Raw genomic sequence first — 16,789 nt, forward strand, 5'->3', positions numbered from 1 at the left:
TCTGCGGTCCAATCCAGCACAGCCAGACTACCCCATGGCGTACTTTGTACTTGAATCTGCGGATCAAAAGAGGCTCCAGTGCTTGTACACATTGCGTAAGCAGCTATCAAAAATAGAGCAAGCTCAACTGCAGCCGCTACCCGCCCGCAACCCGCACAGTTGCGCATAAGCGGGCAACTCAAGCTGCAGCGTGACGTGGCGAATCTCGAAGTGCTCGTGCAATTCGTGCTCGGCCTCCTGCAATACAGCGCTGGTGTCGGTGCCCTGGTCTGTGAGCACCAGGTGCGCCGTCAGCGCGACTTCAGAGGTGCCCATGGCCCAGACATGCAGGTCATGCACTTCGCCCACGCCCGGCAGCCTGAGCAGCAGCGCGCGCACCGCCGCCATGTCTATGCCCTCGGGAACGCCGTCAAACAGCATGTGCAGCGATTGCTTGAACAGGCTCCAGGTGCCCAGCACGATCACCACGGCAATCGCCAGGCTCATCACCGGGTCAATCCAGCTCCAGCCCTGCCAGAGGTAGAGCGCGCCGCCAATCACCACGCCCAGCGACACCAGCGCGTCGGCGGCCATGTGCAAAAAGGCGCCGCGAATGTTCAGGTCGTCCTTGCGGCCCCGCATGAACAACAGTGCGGTCGCGGTGTTGACCACGATGCCTACACCGGCCACGGCCATGATGGTCCAGCCTTCGGTGGCTTCGGGTGTACCCAGGCGGTTGAATGCTTCCCAGGCCAGCGAGCCCATGGCCACCAGCAACAGCAGGGCGTTAAAGAACGCCGCCAAAATGGAGGCCCGTTTCCATCCATAGGTGTGGCGGGCATTGGGCCGCAGCCGGCCGGCCAGCGCGCCGCCCCAGGCCAGCACCAGGCCGGCCACATCGCTCAGGTTGTGGCCGGCGTCGGCCAGCAGCGCCAGTGAGTTGATCTTCCAGCCGTACCAGGCCTCTATCGCGACAAACGCCATATTGAGCGCAATGCCGATGGCAAAGGCCTGGTTGAATTGGGCGGGGGCATGGCTGTGCCCATGATCGTGGGCAGCGCTCATTGCGCTTGCCCAGCGTCATGGGCTGACTTGCGGCGCATCGTGCCGGCCATGTCGGTGTCGAGCGTGATCTGTGCAGCCTTGCAGTCAGCCTGGCTGCCGTGGGCGTCAAGCCGGCGAGCGGTCACTTCAAAAGTTATTTTGGGGGTGTTTGCTGTCATCGTTCAATTCCTTTGGGAGTTACGCCGCAGCCGTGCCGGGCACCAGGAAAACCGGTTCCTGGTCGGGCGGCATCTGCGCCAGTTCCTCGCCTGTGAGCCGGGCATACACCTCGATCAGGTAACCAGCGGGGTCGCGCAGCCACAACTCGTGCAGCGGCGTGCCGCGCCAGGTGGTGCGCGGCGGCTTGACGATGGGCGTACCCGTGGCCAGGGCCGCATGGTAGGCGGCAATGACCGCAGCCTTGTCGGCCACGCCCAGGCCGAGGTGGTCCAGGCTGTAGGTGTCGAGTGGCTGCGCACTGTCATTGACCAGCAGCACCCGCAACCTAAGCAACGCTGCCAAAGACGAGTGCCCGGACCTGCGCCCACTGCGCTTCGCGCGGAGCGGCTTTCTCATGAATCGCCAGCGCTGCGTGGAGGTCCAGCCGGCCTTGCGCATCGAACACCAGCCAGGCGCAGGTTTCGTTGACGACGTCCTGCGCCTGGCCGCCAACGATGCGCAGATACCAGTCCACCAGGATGAAGCGGCGGCCAGCGAACTCGGGCAGGACGGTCTCGTTGCGGGCGAGCGCGACGTAGCGGTCATGCGCCAGCGGCTGCACGCTGCTGTCCTCGCCCAGCAGGAACAGGCGGGTTTCATGGTCCACGGCAGCTTCGGGGTGCCTTGAATCGCCTTCAGGAGTGGTTGGCATCATGCGGGGCCTTCATAAACCGGGGCGAAGCCGCCGCCGGGTGTTCGAAAATTGGTCGTCTGGCCCTGGTACAGGCGGGCGGCCACCCATTGCACCTGGCCGTCGTAGGTGTAGTCGCGCAGGTCGAACTTCAGCACCTGCGCAGGTTCCTGATCAGAAATCACGCGCTCGCCGGGCGTGACCAGTGCCTGCGCGATGTAATCGCCGGCCAGGATTTCCTGCCACACCCGCTGGGTCAGCTTGTCGCCCCGGTAGGCGGCCCGGCCGCCGAAGCCGGCGAACGGCTTGAAAAACAGGCGCCTGCGCTCGCTCCACAGTCGTTCGGCATTTTCCAGCTTCACCACCTCGGTGTGCGGAATGCTGGCCAGCAGAACGTCTTGCGTGGCCTGCGGCACACCGAGTGCGTGGAGCCGCTTCGCATCGCTGAGCACCACCAGATTGCGCTTGTCCGCGTACAGGGCGTGCGCCTGCGGATGCGGCGTGAGCACCATGGCGTTCTCAAGGTAAGCCTCACGCAGCATGGCGCTGGCGGGCGTGGCCAGCGAAAAGTCGGTCAGGCGGTTGTAAACCAGGTCGATGGCCAGCTCGCCGTGCCAGAGCAGGCCGCCGCGCAGGCTGAATTCGTCCGGATCGGCAATCACCGCCTGCAGCCCGTGGCGCTCGAACAGTTGCTGGAACAGCAGGAACTCCGGGTACAGATACTGTTGCGCTGGGGCCTCGTCCACGATGGCGATGCTGCGCAGCGGCCGCGCGTGACCAGACAGCGCCCATTCGTGGCGAAACATCGCCACGATGCGCGCTTCCAGCGCCTCGGCGGTGGCCAGCGGCGGCACCAGATGCTCCATCGCCGGGCAGCAGGCACGCTGGGCCCGCGCCAGCACGGCGTTGAGCATGGCGCCGCCCGCATTGGTGTTGATCTCGATCAGCCCGAAGCCGCCCTCGGTGACATGAAAGTCGTAGCCGAAAAATACGCCCAGGGCACCGCCCGGGCCGTGCCGCGCGATGGCGGGCGACCGGGCCAGCACCTCCTCGCGGTAAGCGGGCAGCGCCACCACCGATTCGATGGCCTGCACCAGTGCAGCCATGCGGGCCAGGTGGGCCTGCGACACAAACACGGGGCGGGCAGCGAACAAATAAGGGCAGCGCTCGCGCACCAGATCAAACAGGTCCGGCTGGCCCATTTCTGACTGCAATGCGCGCCGAAGCGCCTCGGCGTCCAGGCTGATGCAGAAGCACTCGCTGTTGAGGGCCTGGATCGACACGCCGTGGCGTGAAGCGATGGCCAATGGCGTTGCAGGCAGCGGGTTCATCAATTGGGTCATGGGAAGATTTTTCTCTCTCTATTGCCGGAAATCAACAACTGATCACGGTCAGCCTGCCCGGCTGTCAGTGCCGCAAGCGGTTGCACGGGCAAGCGCACGACACTGCAAGGCAGGTACTGGCGGTAGGCGCTCTCGCCTCCCAACGCAAGGTTCAAAGGCTGCAAGGCCTGCCAGACCTGCATCGGCAGGCTGTCAGGCAACTGGTCGTCGAGCCATGCCGTCCAGCGCTCGGCATTGAAATGCCTGCAGCCGGCCCGACGGCGACACCGAAAACAGCAGCGTAAAACCGGGCACCGCCTTGACCGGCGGTTGAATCGGGAGAGCTTGGACATCTGCGGTCATGACCTGCATCATGCGCCCTCGGGTTTTCGTGGGAGCCTGTCCTTAACGACGTGGCGCTCAAGTCTGCTGGTATGAGTTTTTTCTGCCAGGCGCGAGACGCTCAGGCTTGGGCCGTGAGCCACTGCTCGATCTTGTCCCGGCTGGGTACACCGCCAGCGTGAACAACCTTGCCATTGATGACGACGCCGGGCGTGCTCATGACGCCGTAGCCCATGATGTCGCGCAACTCCTCGACTTTTTCAAGTTTGACGGTGACGCCTTTGGCTTGCGCGATCTGGTCGATCAACGCGATGGTGGCCTTGCAGTTGGCGCAGCCCGTGCCGAGAACTTTGATGTCCATGATGATTCCTTGGGTGAGTTGAAAAATTGAAAAATTGAAACAGGGGTGGTGTAGCGCCTACAGCACGGCGTTGAACACAAACCCCACCAGCAAAATACCCGTGGCCACGACTCCCACAAAAGTGGCAATCAGCCGCACCTTGAGCACCTTGCGCAAGATGATCATCTCGGGCAGCGACAGCGCAATCACGCTCATCATGAAGGCCAGCACCGTGCCGAGCGCCGCGCCCTTGGCCAGCAGCGCCTGCACGATGGGAATCACGCCCGCCGCGTTGGTGTACATCGGCACGCCCATCAGCACCGCCAGCGGCACCGACCACCAGGCGTCCTTGCCCATGAAGCTGGCCATGAAGTCTTGCGGCACATAGCCGTGGATCAGGGCGCCCAGCGCGATGCCGCCCAGGATGTAGGGCCAGACCTTGCCGACGATCTCGCGCACCGCTGCAAAGCCGCCCTGAATACGGTCGGCCAGCGTGGCGCCAGCGTCTTCAAACTGGGCTGAAGTCTTGGGCATGTCGCGCACCCAGTCTTCCAGGTAGGCCTCCATCTTCAGGCGGCCAATGACCCAGCCCGCCACGATGGCGACCGTCAGCCCAAGTCCCAGGTACAGCATCGCCACTTTCCAGCCAAACATGCCGAACAACAGCGTCAAGGCGACTTCATTGACCATGGGCGCCGAGATCAAAAACGAAAACGTCACCCCCAGCGGCACGCCGGCCTGCACGAAGCCGATGAACAGCGGCACGGCCGAGCAGGAGCAAAACGGGGTCACAATGCCCAAAGACGCGGCCATCACATTGGCCACGCCCGCGCTGCGCCCGGCCAGCAGCGCCCGTGTGCGCTCCGGCGTGAAGTAGCTGTTGACCATGCCCATGACGAACACCACGCCGGTCAGCAGCATCAAGACCTTGGGCGTGTCGTAGATGAAAAACTGCAGTGCGCCGCCCAGGTGGCTGGCGCGGTCCACCGGCAAGGCCGCGACCAAGGCTTCAGAGCCCGGCAGCAGCGTCTGGTACAGGCCCCACCAGACGACTGCGGCAACAACCAGAAAAAGTACCGGCTGACGTGCCGGCCAGCGTTGAAGGGATGAAGTCAGGGTGCTCATACTTATGAAGACGAACGGACTGCGCAAAAGACGCAGGACAGCAGAAAGATTTTTGCGGCAAGTCGGCGCCTGCAACCCTGCGCGTGATTCCTGGCAGGGCAGGTTTATAAGTAAAACAAGGCTTTTGCGCACGCTGGGTATGCGCAAGTAGCTATTAAAAACAGAGCGTTACGGGCGCGGCACAAAATCCGCCACATGCCCTGCGGCATCGAGTTGGACCTGGCAGGCCTGCGTCATGCGCGCCTTCAGGCGCTGGCGCGCGCGCTGCAGGCGTGACTTGGCGGCACTCAGTCCCAGCCCGTTGGCGGTGGCGAAATCCGCCTGAGACATGCCCTGCAAGTCGCAGCAGGTGATGGCATCGCGGTCCTCGGCGCTGAGTTCTGCCAGCACGCGCGGCAGGCAGGCCGTCAGGCTGTCCACCGTGTCGGTGTCGTCCGCCGGCGCGGGCAAGTCGTCGGGCAGCTCAATCGTCTCGCGCGCCACGCGCAGGCGGTCGGCCAGCGTATTGCGAGCGACCTCGAACAGCCAGGCCCGTGCGTTGTGCACGGAGCAAAAGCGCTCCCCCTGGCGCAGCGCCTTGAGAAACAGATCCTGCATCAGGTCGTCGGCTTCCGCCGGGTTTCTCAAGCGGTGACGCACCCAGTGGCGTAACTCGGCTTCATGAGCGGTCCAGGCGGTGGTCAGGCAGTTCATTGCAGCGTAAGTGAATAATGGTCAGGAAAACGGTCACAAGTCGGCATCAGTTGGGGCATGTTTGTGAATGGCTTGCATCGGCGACATCTTCAGGATGAAATTCAAGCGCTGATCTCAAGCCGCTTCATTTTGTCCCAAAGTGTCTTGCGACTGATGCCCAACAATTCAGCGGTGCGGCTCACTGCCCTCGCAGCGATGCACCCCGATGTGATCCTGCCGATGTGCATCATCCGGCGCATGGATTCCGTTCTGGAATCCACCAAGCAGGCGGTGCTCGACACCAAAAGGATGCTCGACGACGCGCGCATCACCGAGCAGCGCGCGGCACTTTGCGCGACCTCAAGTCGCGCGGCAGCCACCAGCAGTTGCTCGCCGACTTCGAGGACTACCTCAACGGTTTTTCCCCCAACGTGCTGGACATTCTGGAAAACTTCAAGTTCCGCAACCAGCTGTCCACCCTGGTATGGTTGTAGGCAGCGGACACAGCGTCCCGTTCCTGGTGAGCTACCAGGGGGTAGGGGAACAAAAACGGGGCTGTCACAGGGGAATGGGGGAACAACTACCCCAAAAACCCGGTTTTCCCCCCGGATGTTCCCCCGCTTTGATGTGCAAATCAATGTCGTGCTTTGTACGCCCTTGCAACGTAAGACACTGATTTACCAATGAAAAAGGCCGCTAGGTGTATGTCCCTAGCGGCCTTTGTCTCTAACCGTGGTCGGTGTGAAAGGATTCGAACCTTCGACCCCTTGCACCCCATGCAAGTGCGCTACCAGGCTGCGCCACACACCGATCAGCTATAAATTATAACCCGCGTAGAGAATTTTTTAGGGAGATGGACCGAGCAGATCACGGATTTCCATCAACTCATGACGCACCAGCTTGAGCAGCGGCGGAGTCACGCTTGAGATCAGGCTACCAGCCTCTTCAAATACAGCATCTACCGATAGGGCTACATCTTCGGGACTGGCATGCTGAGAAACATTTTTACGCGGCTGCGCCTGCATTTTCCATTCCCCAGCTATTTCGTCACTGTCAAACTGTTTGTCAGCTTCGATCTGAACAAATTCCTGCAACTTGTTGCGGGCACCGATGATGGTAAAACCCTGGTCATACAAAAGTTGGCGAATTTTACGAATCAATTGCACTTCATGGCGCTGGTAATAACGGCGATTGCCACGTCGTTTCATGGGACGTAACTGCGTAAACTCTTGTTCCCAATAACGGAGCACATGAGGTTTGACACCGCACAAGTTACTGACTTCACTAATGGTGAAATAGCGCTTTGTGGGAATAGGCGGCAGTAAATTCTCCAATTAAATCAATGCCCTGTGAAATAACTCCTTGAATTTACTCCAAGTTTTGCTTTACCGCAAAGAAGTCAAGTTACAGGTCCATTGTCCTCGGCAAAAATATTTGCTGTCTTTAACCCCAGCAAGGCACTTCCCTGTATCTGCTCCTTGAGTTTGTGGCTTGCATGAAATGTCACGACCCGACGCGACTCTATGGGAATGGCCTCCCCCGTTCGTGGATTACGGCCGGGACGTGGGGCTTTGGTACGAATCTGGAAATTGCCAAAACCGGAAATTTTCACATCCTTCCCCTCGACCAGGCGATCTGAAATCAGCTCGAAAAACGCGTCAATCATTTCTTTGGATTCACGTTTGTTAAGCCCAATTTGCTCAAACAGCAATTCAGCCAGATGCGCCTTGGTCAGCGCCGGGGTTTCCAGGCTTTCAACTGAAAATTCCATGGGACGTCCTTCTGGCGATTATTGTTATTGCAGTGGTTTGAATGAAGACATCAAGCACGCAGTCGAACCTGCAACTGGCGTTGCAAACTTGCCAAGACGGCCTGAACGGCAGCCTCGATGGCTTCATCGGTCAAGGTTGCGAGATCGCTAGACAGTACCAGGCGTATGGCCAGGCTTTTTTCGCCCAGTTGCATACTGGCATTGGCTTGCTGCGGCCGATAGACATCGAACAGCGTCGCACCCTTGAGCAAACCTTGTGTGTTGGCGCCATAAATGGCAGCCATGAGCGCGGCATGGGTCACGCTTTCCTGCACGATCACAGCGATATCCCGTTCGACGGGTTGCAATTTGCTGACTGGTTTGAAAATTGGTACCTGACGCTGCAGCACCGCATCGAGTTCCAGTTCAAACAGCAAGGGAGCCTGAGCCAATTCATAGCCTTGTCGCCATTGCGGATGCAACTCGCCTACAAAACCAATCGATTGCCCAGCCACCGACACGCTGGCGCAACGGCCAGGATGCATGGCAGGGTGCGTTGCCGGTGCAAAAACAGCCTTCAGAGGTGCCAGCAAAGCTTCGACGTCACCTTTAATGTCAAAAAAGTCCGCAGCCTTGTCGGACTGACTCCAATGCAATGGCGACCTTGAGCCATAGCTCAGGCCAGCCACGCGCATGGGCTGATTAAATCCTGCCACCGTGGTGTCGGTATTTTGGCTTTGCGGATCGCGCAGGAACACCCGCCCCAGTTCAAACACGTTCACACGCGGTGCCTTGCGGTCCAGGTTGAACTTGAGCACCTGCAACAAGGAGCCCAGCAGCGACGAACGCATCACGCTCATCTGGCTGGCAATCGGGTTCAACAGCTTGATGGGATTCGGATTACCCGCCAGTTCATGCTCCCAACGCTCTTCGACAAAGCTGAAATTGATGGTTTCCTGGTAGCCCAGTGAAGCCAGCGCACGGCGCACGGCAAACGGGCTGCGCTCGGCCTCTGGCCGGATTCTGGCGGTAATGGGGGCAAGGGGCGGCGTTTCTGGCAGCTGGTTATAGCCCACCATGCGCACCACCTCTTCGATCAGGTCTTCCTCGATTTGCAAATCAAAACGGTAGCTGGGCGGCGTGACAGTCAACGTGCCATCGCCAATTACCACGTCCAGACCGAGGCGCTGGAGCGCATCAAGGCATTGCGCCTGCGTGAGCGGCATGCCGATGACCTTGGCGGCACGCGCCACGCGCAGTGTCACGGGTGCAGCCTTGGGCAGATTGACCTGCAGATCATCAATAGGGCCGCACACCATGTCTGGCGTACCGCAAATAGCCATGATGAGTTGAGTGATGCGTTCGATATGTTCCACAGTCTGACCGGCGTCAACGCCTCGTTCAAAGCGGTGGCCTGCATCGGTGGAAAAGTTGTAACGGCGTGAACGGCCCGCAATGGCTTTGGGCCACCAGAACGCAGCTTCAACATAAACATGCTTCGTCTCATCAGACACGGCTGTTGCGTCACCACCCATGATTCCAGCCAGGGATTCGACTTGATTTTCATCAGCAATAACGCCAACTTTTTCGTCAACCGTGACGGTATTGCCATTGAGCAACTTGAGCATTTCGCCCGGCTTTCCCCAACGAACATCCAGTCCACCGTGAATTTTGTCCAGGTCGAAAATATGGCTCGGACGGCCCAACTCGAACATCACGTAGTTGGAAATATCGACCAGCGCTGTCACGCTGCGCTGGCCACAACGCGCCAGGCGATCCACCATCCATGAGGGTGTGGATGCCTGCGGATTCACGTTGCGAACGATGCGGCCAGAAAAACGGCCACACAACTCGGGGGCACTGACTTTGACGGCAAGCTTGTCGGAGATGCCAACTGCTGCTTCGGGGATGAATGGTGTCTTCAAAGGCGCGCCAGTCAGAGCAGCGACTTCACGCGCAACGCCATAAACACTCAGGCAATGCGCCAGATTGGGCGTGAGCTTGAGGGTGAACAGCGTGTCATCAAGTTGCAGGTGTTCACGGATGTCTTGCCCCAGCGGTGCATCAATAGCCAGTTCCAGCAAACCGCCGTGGTCTTCGGACAGTTTGAGTTCCCGCGCCGAGCACAGCATGCCCTGGCTTTCGACACCGCGCAGCTTGCCAACCTTGATCAGGAAAGGTTTTCCATCTTCGCCGGGCGGCAACTCGGCACCCACCAGCGCACAGGGCACCCTGATGCCAACGCGCGCATTGGGTGCGCCACACACGACGGTGAGCATGCTTGCCTGCCCTACATCAACTTGGCACACGCGCAGGCGGTCCGCATTGGGATGCTGCACGGCTTCCACGATTTCACCGACAACGATGTTGATAAATGGCGGAGCGACCGGCTTGAGTTCTTCAACCTCAAGTCCGGCCATGGTCAGGGTTTCAGCGAGTTGCTCGGTGCTGAGAGGCGGGTTGCAAAATTCGCGCAACCAGGATTCTGGAAATTGCATGGTGTTGACCTTGGTCTTTTGTTTGTTGTTCTTGTCAGGACTGGAACTGGGACAAAAAGCGGATATCGCCGTCGAAGAACAGACGCAAATCATTGACGCCGTAGCGCAGCATGGTCAGCCTGTCCGGTCCCATGCCAAAGGCAAAGCCGATGTACTTTTCAGGATCAAGGCCCATGTTGCGCACCACATTCGGATGCACCTGTCCCGAGCCGGCGACTTCAAGCCAGCGTCCGGCCAGCGGCCCACTGGGGAACTGGATGTCAATCTCGGCGCTGGGTTCGGTGAACGGGAAGAAGCTCGGGCGAAAACGCAGCACCAGGTCATCACTTTCAAAGAAAGTGCGGCAAAAATCGGTAAACACGAACTTCAGATCCTTGAAGCTCACGTTCTCGCCAATCCACAGGCCTTCGCACTGATGAAACATCGGCGAATGCGTGGCATCGCTGTCCACGCGGTAGGTGCGACCCGGTGCGATAACGCGAATCTCAGGCATGCGGCCACCCGCATCGATCAGCGCGCGGTGTTTTTTGACATGCTGGACGGCATAACGGATTTGCATCGGGCTGGTATGGGTACGCAGCAAATTGGGTGCAGCTTCAGTACCGCCTTCAACATAGAAGGTGTCGTGCATGGAGCGCGCCGGATGGTCTTCGGGCGTATTGAGTGCGGTGAAATTGAACCAGTCGGTTTCAATCTCGGGACCCTGCGCCACATCAAATCCCATGGAGCCAAAGATAGCTTCAATCCGCTCCAACGTCAGTGACACGGGATGCAGGCCGCCTTGCGGACGCTGACGACCTGGCAGACTCACATCAAGGGCTTCAGCTTTGAGCTGTTTTTCAAGCTCGGCATTGGCAAGGGCCTGACGGCGCTCATTCAGTGCGGCTTCAATGGCCTGCTTCGCCAGATTAATCGCAGCACCACGGGATTTCTTCTCTTCCACGGAAAGCTGCGCCATACCCTTCATTAACTCGGTAATGCGGCCCGATTTGCCGAGAAACTGGGCTTTGGCATTTTCCAGGTCGGCAGGCGTCATGGACTGCCCAAAACTGGCTTTGGCAGCAGTTACCAGTTCGTTGAGGGTATCGGCGTCGTTCATAAATTCTCTTGTACGGGTGTGGGGAGAAATACAGCAGCGTTACTTTTGGCCACACGGCCATGACACCAACGCTACTCCAAAGGCCATGAAAAAGGGCCAGAGCCTTTTCAAGCTCCAGCCCTTTATTTTCTTGCGCAAGCAGCTATTTATTTAATAGCATTTTGTCCTGAAAATCAGGCAACCAGCTTGGCTTTCGCCTGCTCGACGATAGCGCCGAATGCAGCGCTGTCGTGAATCGCCATATCGGACAGCACCTTGCGGTCAATCTCGATACCGGCTTTTTTCAGGCCGTTGGCAAACTGGCTGTAGGTCAGGCCAAATGAACGGCTTGCAGCATTGATACGGGCGATCCAGAGGCGGCGGAACACACGTTTCTTGTTACGACGGTCACGGTAGGCATATTGCCCAGCCTTCATTACCGCTTCTTTGGCGATACGGAAGACGTTACCGCGGCGACCGCGAAAACCTTTTGCAAGGGCTAAAACTTTTTTGTGGCGGGCGCGAGCCGTTACACCACGTTTGACGCGAGGCATGTCTTACTCCTTGTTCGTCGTTGGTTAAATGCCACGGCCTGGCAGCATCTGTGCCATGTGACCCATATTGGTCTCATGAACAGCGACTGAACCACGCAGTTGACGTTTGTTTTTGGTGGTCTTCTTGGTCAGGATGTGACGCTTGAAGGCTTGACCGCGCTTGACGGTGCCACCTGGACGAACGCGGAAACGCTTTTTAGCGCCGCTCTTGGTCTTCATTTTGGGCATATAAATGCTCCTTTTCATTTGTGCTCGTGAGGCGCCGCGAAACTTTCGCAGGCTTGATAGCCCCGAGCCACTTGTAATGGCAGGCTTTGACGCTTGCCATTGGCGCAACAGTCTTAAGAAGACCATCACTTCTGGAAATCCGGCTTATTGCCTGACTTCGCAGGAACACGGTTAAGCGCTCCCTTTCACGACCTGCCGGCTAAAAACCAGCAAGTCCTTGATTTATACAACAACCTCAAGAAGACGCTGGCGCAGCTTCTGCAGTCGCTTTGGACGCAACCTTTTTGCGGCCCGGCGCAATCATCATGACCATCTGACGACCTTCAAGCTTGGGAAACTGCTCTACCAGGATCAAATCGGCCAGTTCGTCACGAATCCGCGCCAGCAAGGCCAGACCAAGCTCTTGGTGAGTAATTTCCCGACCACGAAAGCGCAGGGTAATCTTGCACTTGTCGCCGTCATCCAGAAAACGCTTGATATTGCGCAGTTTGATGTTGTAGTCGCCATCATCAGTGCCGGGACGGAATTTGATTTCCTTAACCTCGATCACTTTTTGCTTGGACTTCGCTTCCGCCGCCTTTTTCTGCTCGGCATACTTGAATTTTCCGTAATCCATGAGTCTGCACACTGGCGGCACGGCCGTGGGCGAGATCTCTACCAAGTCCACATCAGCTTCACCGGCCAGACGCAACGCCTCCATGAGACTGACAACGCCCAAAGGCTCGTTGTCCGGCCCGGTCAGGCGTACTTCAGGGGCCATGATTTCACGGTTCAAGCGATGCTTGCGTTCTTCACGGTGACGGCGGTCACGAAATTCTGTAGCGATGGTGCGAATCCTTTAATATTTGCTATAAAAGCTATAGCTACTTGCGCCCGTCCATAAAGGACATGAGCCCGATTCAATCAAAAATTTAATAAAATCAGGCTTTTTGTGCAATGTCCGAAGCAATTCGTTCGGCAAACGCTTCGAGGGACATTACGCCAAGGTCTTTGTTACCCCGGGCACGCACTGAAACTGCGCCTGCAGCCATTTCCTTGTCACCTACAACAAGGATAAAAGGCAGCTTTTGCAACGAGTGCTCGCGTATTTTATACGTAATTTTCTCATTGCGCAGGTCAAGATTAACCCTAAGCCCTTGATTCTGCAGCGTTTTAGCAACTCCCCGAGCGTATTCGGCCTGCGAATCGGTGATTGTGAGCACGGAAACCTGCTCTGGCGCGAGCCAAGTGGGCAATGCGCCGGCATGTTCCTCGATCAAAATTCCGATGAATCGCTCCAGGCTGCCGACAATGGCGCGGTGCAGCATGACCGGGCGATGGCGTGCGCCGTCCTCGCCGACATATTCAGCATCCAGCCGCTCAGGCATCGAGAAATCGACCTGAATCGTGCCGCACTGCCACTGCCGGCCAATCGCATCTTTCAGCGTGTATTCAATCTTCGGACCGTAAAACGCGCCCTCGCCCGGGGAAATTTCGAATTCGCAACCTGAAGCGCGCAGGCTTTCGATCAGCGCGTGTTCGGCTTTGTCCCAGCTTTCGTCGGAGCCGATGCGGGCTTCAGGGCGGGTGGCGACCTTGTAGATGATGTTTTTGAAGCCAAAATCGGTATAGACCTTTTGTAGCAGCGTTGTGTAGTCAACGCACTCTTTCAAAATCTGCTCTTCGGTGCAGAAAATGTGCCCATCATCCTGGGTAAAACCACGCACGCGCATGATGCCGTGCAGGCCGCCCGTCGGCTCGTTGCGATGGCATTGGCCAAACTCGCCGTAACGCAGCGGCAAGTCGCGGTAGCTCTTGATGCCCTGCTTGAAAATCAGGATGTGACCCGGACAGTTCATCGGCTTGAGCGCAAAATCACGCTTTTCGCTCTCGGTGGTGAACATGTTGTCGCGGTACTTGTCCCAGTGACCGGTTTTTTCCCACAGCGTCTTGTCCAGCAGTTGCGGACCCTTGACTTCCTGGTAGCCATTGTTTTGATAGACCTTGCGCATGTACTGCTCGACGCCCTGCCAGACCGTCCAGCCCTTGGGATGCCAGAACACCAGTCCCGGCGAATGGTCATCAATATGGAACAGGTCCAGTTCCTTGCCCAGCTTGCGGTGATCGCGCTTGTCCGCCTCTTCGAGCATCGTCAGGTACTGCTGCAGCTCGTCTTTCGTGGCCCAGGCCGTGCCGTAGATGCGTTGTAGCATCTCGTTGTGATGGTCGCCTCGCCAATAGGCGCCGGCCACTTTCATGAGCTTGAAGAATTTCAGCTTGCCGGTGCTGGGCACATGCGGGCCGCGGCACAAATCCTCAAACTTGCCTTCGCGGTACAGCGAAACATCTTCGTTGGCCGGAATACTGGCGATGATCTCGGCCTTGTAATATTCACCCAGGCTCTTGAAATAGGCTACGGCCTCATCGCGCGGCAAGACCCGGCGCGTGACGGGTTCATCCTTGGCGACCAGTTCGGCCATGCGCTTTTCGATGGCGACCAAGTCTTCTGGCGTGAATGGCCGCTTGTAGGAAAAATCGTAGAAAAACCCGTTTTCAATCACCGGCCCGATGGTCACCTGCGCCTCGGGAAACAGCTCCTTGACCGCGTAAGCCAGCAAGTGGGCAGCGCTGTGGCGAATCAACTCCAGGCCTTCCGCATCCTTGGCGGTGACGATGGACAGCGCGCTGTCTTGGCTGATGAGAAAGCTGGTATCAACCAGCTTTCCATCGACCTTGCCGCCAAGAGCCGCCTTGGCCAGGCCGGTGCCAATGGACGCAGCCACCTCCGCCACCGTCACTGGGCCAGAATAATCGCGTTTGGAACTGTCAGGAAGCGTGATTTGAATCATGGATTTTCAAAAACAAAAATAAAAAAGCGCGGACCAAGCCGCGCTTTGCAATTGGAAGCCGGAATGGCGTAATTTTACGCCGCCCGGCTTGCCTCCTCAGATCAGTGGAACTGCTCTTCTTCGGTCGAGCCGGTCAGCGCGGTCACGCTGGACTTGCCGCCCTGGATCACGGTGGTCACTTCGTCGAAGTAGCCGGTGCCGACTTCCTGCTGGTGGGACACAAAAGTGTAGCCACGGTCGCGGGCTGCGAATTCGGGCTCCTGCACCTTCTCGACGTAAGCCGACATGCCGCGCGCGACGTAGTCCTGGGCCAAGTCGAACATGTTGTACCACATGGAGTGGATGCCGGCCAGCGTGATGAACTGGTACTTGTAACCCATGGCGCCGAGTTCTTTCTGGAACTTGGCGATGGTGGCGTCGTCCAGGTTTTTCTTCCAGTTGAACGATGGCGAGCAGTTGTAAGCCAGCATCTTGCCGGGGTGGACCGCATGCACGGCATCGGCGAATTTCTTTGCAAATTCGAGGTCAGGCGTGCCGGTTTCGCACCACACCAAGTCAGCGTACTCAGCATAAGCGATGGCGCGGCTGATAGCCTGGTCCATGCCCTTGTTGGTCTTGTAGAAGCCTTCGGCGGTACGCTCGCCAGTCAGGAATGGCTTGTCGTTTTCGTCGTAGTCGCTGGTCAGCAAGTCGGCGGCTTCAGCGTCGGTACGGGCAATCACCAGGGTAGGCACGCCGCAAACGTCGGCAGCCATGCGGGCGGCGATCAGCTTTTGGCAGGCTTCGGCGGTAGGCACCAGAACTTTGCCGCCCATGTGGCCGCACTTCTTGACGGAGGCCAGCTGGTCTTCCCAATGCACGCCGGCCGCACCGGAATTGATCATGGCCTTCATCAGTTCAAACGCGTTCAGCACGCCGCCAAAACCGGCTTCGGCATCGGCCACGATGGGCGCGAAGTTGTCGATGTAGCCTGCATCGCCGGCGTCAATGCCCTTGGAGTGCTGGATTTCATCGGCACGGCGGAAGGTGTTGTTGATGCGCTCGACCACTTTTGGCACCGAATCCACGGGGTACAGCGACTGGTCAGGGTACATGGCGGCGTAGCCGTTGTTGTCGGCGGCGACTTGCCAGCCCGACAGGTAAATTGCCTTCACGCCGGCCTTGACCTGCTGCATGGCTTGACCACCGGTCAAAGCACCCAGGCAGTTGACATACGCCTCGGTGTGCAGCAAATCCCAGAGCTTTTCAGCACCGCGACGGGCCAGCGTGTGCTCAATGGGGAACGAGCCGCGCAGACGCACAACTTCGGCTGCGGTGTAACCGCGTTTGATACCCTTCCAGCGGGGGTTGGTATCCCAGTCTTTTTGCAGAGCGGCAGCTTGCTGTTCGCGGCTGAGTTGTTCTGTGAGGCTTTGTGGCATGGTGAACTCCGATGGTTGAAAAGAAAGTGCTTTTATTTTAAGTCTTCTACAAGGCATTTTCTATCTCTTATGTCTTATATAAGACTATTTATATCGTTAAAAATCAATGACTTAAATTGTTTTTTCACAATACGAAATTAGTCTCCTTATTGTGATTTGTCACACTCGGAAAATTTCTTCATTGATTTCACATCATAAAAAAAATGACCGACTTATGAAAAATAACGGAAAACTCAGAAAAACTGGCATTAGCGCTGCAATTCCCAATCCGACACCTGGGCGCTAAAAGCATCCCACTCGTCCCGCTTGCAGCCCAGGAACTGGGCCACGAACGCCGGCCCGAGGCGTTCGGTCAGCACCTCATTGCCGGCCAGTGCATCCAGCGCCTGCAACAGGTCACGCGGCAGGGTGGCGGCATGCAAGCGCCTGAGGCTTTGCGCAGGTACCTTTCGGACTGATGGCGGGGGCGTATTCCTCGCAGACAAGCTGCACGGTAGGACTGCCAACCTTGACACCTTCGCACTTGCTGAAGCCTGCGGTGTACTTTTGCAGGTCGTAGGCGCTCAGCCATTTGTGGCGCTCACGGATGGAGCGCAATGACAACTCGTTGACGTAGTTCCAGACCTGATTGACCTCACGCGCCATCGCCGCAAGCGCGCTGGCGTGCTTGTCCTTGATGCGCAGCTTGAGGGTTTTCACATTAGAGGCCGATGCTTTTCAAATGGCTCTGTCACTGTTAAATGTGGAAATTTTTCAGA

The 16,789-nt window shown here is 57.9% G+C and carries 22 protein-coding genes and 1 tRNA gene; 1 reads left to right on the forward strand and 22 read right to left on the reverse strand.

Translation table 11 applies throughout. From position 1 onward, the window contains the following. Positions 1-123 precede the first annotated feature (123 nt). The 10 genes from PNAP_RS14180 to PNAP_RS28330 all read right to left on the reverse strand — a co-directional run bounded on the left by PNAP_RS14180 (position 124) and on the right by PNAP_RS28330 (position 6,003). Positions 124-1,044 carry a cation diffusion facilitator family transporter gene (locus PNAP_RS14180; protein WP_011802218.1) on the reverse strand — a complete coding sequence of 307 codons (921 nt, stop codon included), beginning with the start codon at positions 1,042-1,044 and terminating at the stop codon, positions 124-126. Next, positions 1,041-1,202: a hypothetical protein gene (locus PNAP_RS27675; protein ID WP_198140641.1), complete on the reverse strand. Its 162-nt coding sequence runs from the start codon at positions 1,200-1,202 to the stop codon at positions 1,041-1,043. The genes PNAP_RS14180 and PNAP_RS27675 overlap by 4 nt, the downstream gene beginning before the upstream one ends. Positions 1,203-1,221: 19 nt before the next feature. Next, positions 1,222-1,545 (reverse strand): VOC family protein, encoded by a 324-nt coding sequence (locus PNAP_RS14185; protein ID WP_232290704.1) that lies wholly within the window; start codon positions 1,543-1,545, stop codon positions 1,222-1,224. Next, the gene (locus tag PNAP_RS26675) at positions 1,529-1,894 is read right to left on the reverse strand and encodes a hypothetical protein (RefSeq protein ID WP_157040292.1); all 366 of its coding nucleotides are present in this window, start codon (positions 1,892-1,894) and stop codon (positions 1,529-1,531) included. Before PNAP_RS26675 ends, PNAP_RS14185 begins: the two co-directional genes overlap by 17 nt. Next, positions 1,894-3,216 carry a hypothetical protein gene (locus PNAP_RS14190; protein WP_011802220.1) on the reverse strand — a complete coding sequence of 441 codons (1,323 nt, stop codon included), beginning with the start codon at positions 3,214-3,216 and terminating at the stop codon, positions 1,894-1,896. The genes PNAP_RS26675 and PNAP_RS14190 overlap by 1 nt, the downstream gene beginning before the upstream one ends. Further along, positions 3,213-3,548, reverse strand: coding sequence for a hypothetical protein (locus tag PNAP_RS27030; protein WP_157040293.1), 336 nt, complete (start codon positions 3,546-3,548; stop codon positions 3,213-3,215). Before PNAP_RS27030 ends, PNAP_RS14190 begins: the two co-directional genes overlap by 4 nt. A gap of 110 nt (positions 3,549-3,658) precedes the next feature. Further along, complete coding sequence (locus PNAP_RS14200; protein ID WP_011802221.1) at positions 3,659-3,898, reverse strand: thioredoxin family protein; 240 nt, start codon at positions 3,896-3,898, stop codon at positions 3,659-3,661. A gap of 57 nt (positions 3,899-3,955) precedes the next feature. Then, positions 3,956-5,002 carry a permease gene (locus PNAP_RS14205; RefSeq protein ID WP_011802222.1) on the reverse strand — a complete coding sequence of 349 codons (1,047 nt, stop codon included), beginning with the start codon at positions 5,000-5,002 and terminating at the stop codon, positions 3,956-3,958. A gap of 168 nt (positions 5,003-5,170) precedes the next feature. After that, the gene (locus tag PNAP_RS14210) at positions 5,171-5,695 is read right to left on the reverse strand and encodes a sigma-70 family RNA polymerase sigma factor (protein ID WP_011802223.1); all 525 of its coding nucleotides are present in this window, start codon (positions 5,693-5,695) and stop codon (positions 5,171-5,173) included. Positions 5,696-5,796: 101 nt separating this feature from the next. After that, positions 5,797-6,003: a helix-turn-helix domain-containing protein gene (locus PNAP_RS28330; RefSeq protein ID WP_041376720.1), complete on the reverse strand. Its 207-nt coding sequence runs from the start codon at positions 6,001-6,003 to the stop codon at positions 5,797-5,799. Between the two features lie 21 nt (positions 6,004-6,024). Here PNAP_RS28330 and PNAP_RS27035 point away from each other — a divergent pair, with 21 nt between their 5' ends. Then, positions 6,025-6,168: a hypothetical protein gene (locus PNAP_RS27035; RefSeq protein ID WP_157040294.1), complete on the forward strand. Its 144-nt coding sequence runs from the start codon at positions 6,025-6,027 to the stop codon at positions 6,166-6,168. A gap of 239 nt (positions 6,169-6,407) precedes the next feature. Here the strand turns inward: PNAP_RS27035 and PNAP_RS14220 are convergent. The 12 genes from PNAP_RS14220 to PNAP_RS27040 form a co-directional block, all read right to left on the reverse strand. Then, positions 6,408-6,484 (reverse strand) — tRNA-Pro (locus tag PNAP_RS14220). Positions 6,485-6,519: 35 nt separating this feature from the next. After that, positions 6,520-7,008 (reverse strand): MerR family transcriptional regulator, encoded by a 489-nt coding sequence (locus PNAP_RS25725; RefSeq protein ID WP_011802225.1) that lies wholly within the window; start codon positions 7,006-7,008, stop codon positions 6,520-6,522. Positions 7,009-7,073: 65 nt separating this feature from the next. Beyond that, positions 7,074-7,445: an integration host factor subunit alpha gene (locus PNAP_RS14230; RefSeq protein ID WP_011802226.1), complete on the reverse strand. Its 372-nt coding sequence runs from the start codon at positions 7,443-7,445 to the stop codon at positions 7,074-7,076. A 50-nt stretch (positions 7,446-7,495) separates the two neighbouring features. Further along, positions 7,496-9,922, reverse strand: a complete 2,427-nt coding sequence (gene pheT / locus PNAP_RS14235; RefSeq protein WP_011802227.1) for a phenylalanine--tRNA ligase subunit beta — start codon at positions 9,920-9,922, stop codon at positions 7,496-7,498. Between the two features lie 34 nt (positions 9,923-9,956). After that, positions 9,957-11,021 (reverse strand): phenylalanine--tRNA ligase subunit alpha, encoded by a 1,065-nt coding sequence (gene pheS, locus PNAP_RS14240; RefSeq protein ID WP_011802228.1) that lies wholly within the window; start codon positions 11,019-11,021, stop codon positions 9,957-9,959. A 173-nt stretch (positions 11,022-11,194) separates the two neighbouring features. Continuing rightward, positions 11,195-11,554 carry a 50S ribosomal protein L20 gene (rplT, locus tag PNAP_RS14245; RefSeq protein WP_011802229.1) on the reverse strand — a complete coding sequence of 120 codons (360 nt, stop codon included), beginning with the start codon at positions 11,552-11,554 and terminating at the stop codon, positions 11,195-11,197. 24 nt (positions 11,555-11,578) lie between these two features. Further along, positions 11,579-11,782 carry a 50S ribosomal protein L35 gene (gene rpmI, locus PNAP_RS14250; protein WP_011802230.1) on the reverse strand — a complete coding sequence of 68 codons (204 nt, stop codon included), beginning with the start codon at positions 11,780-11,782 and terminating at the stop codon, positions 11,579-11,581. Positions 11,783-12,017: 235 nt separating this feature from the next. Further along, complete coding sequence (infC, locus tag PNAP_RS14255; RefSeq protein ID WP_083758048.1) at positions 12,018-12,617, reverse strand: translation initiation factor IF-3; 600 nt, start codon at positions 12,615-12,617, stop codon at positions 12,018-12,020. 85 nt (positions 12,618-12,702) lie between these two features. Then, complete coding sequence (gene thrS, locus PNAP_RS14260) at positions 12,703-14,610, reverse strand: threonine--tRNA ligase (RefSeq protein WP_011802232.1); 1,908 nt, start codon at positions 14,608-14,610, stop codon at positions 12,703-12,705. A gap of 101 nt (positions 14,611-14,711) precedes the next feature. After that, positions 14,712-16,031 (reverse strand): isocitrate lyase, encoded by a 1,320-nt coding sequence (gene aceA, locus PNAP_RS14265; RefSeq protein ID WP_011802233.1) that lies wholly within the window; start codon positions 16,029-16,031, stop codon positions 14,712-14,714. Positions 16,032-16,279: 248 nt separating this feature from the next. Continuing rightward, positions 16,280-16,453: a hypothetical protein gene (locus PNAP_RS25730; RefSeq protein WP_198140643.1), complete on the reverse strand. Its 174-nt coding sequence runs from the start codon at positions 16,451-16,453 to the stop codon at positions 16,280-16,282. After that, complete coding sequence (locus tag PNAP_RS27040; RefSeq protein WP_011802234.1) at positions 16,428-16,730, reverse strand: hypothetical protein; 303 nt, start codon at positions 16,728-16,730, stop codon at positions 16,428-16,430. The genes PNAP_RS25730 and PNAP_RS27040 overlap by 26 nt, the downstream gene beginning before the upstream one ends. Positions 16,731-16,789 lie beyond the last annotated feature (59 nt).

Source organism: Polaromonas naphthalenivorans CJ2 (genome assembly GCF_000015505.1).
Taxonomy (GTDB): Bacteria; Pseudomonadota; Gammaproteobacteria; order Burkholderiales; family Burkholderiaceae_C; genus Polaromonas; species Polaromonas naphthalenivorans.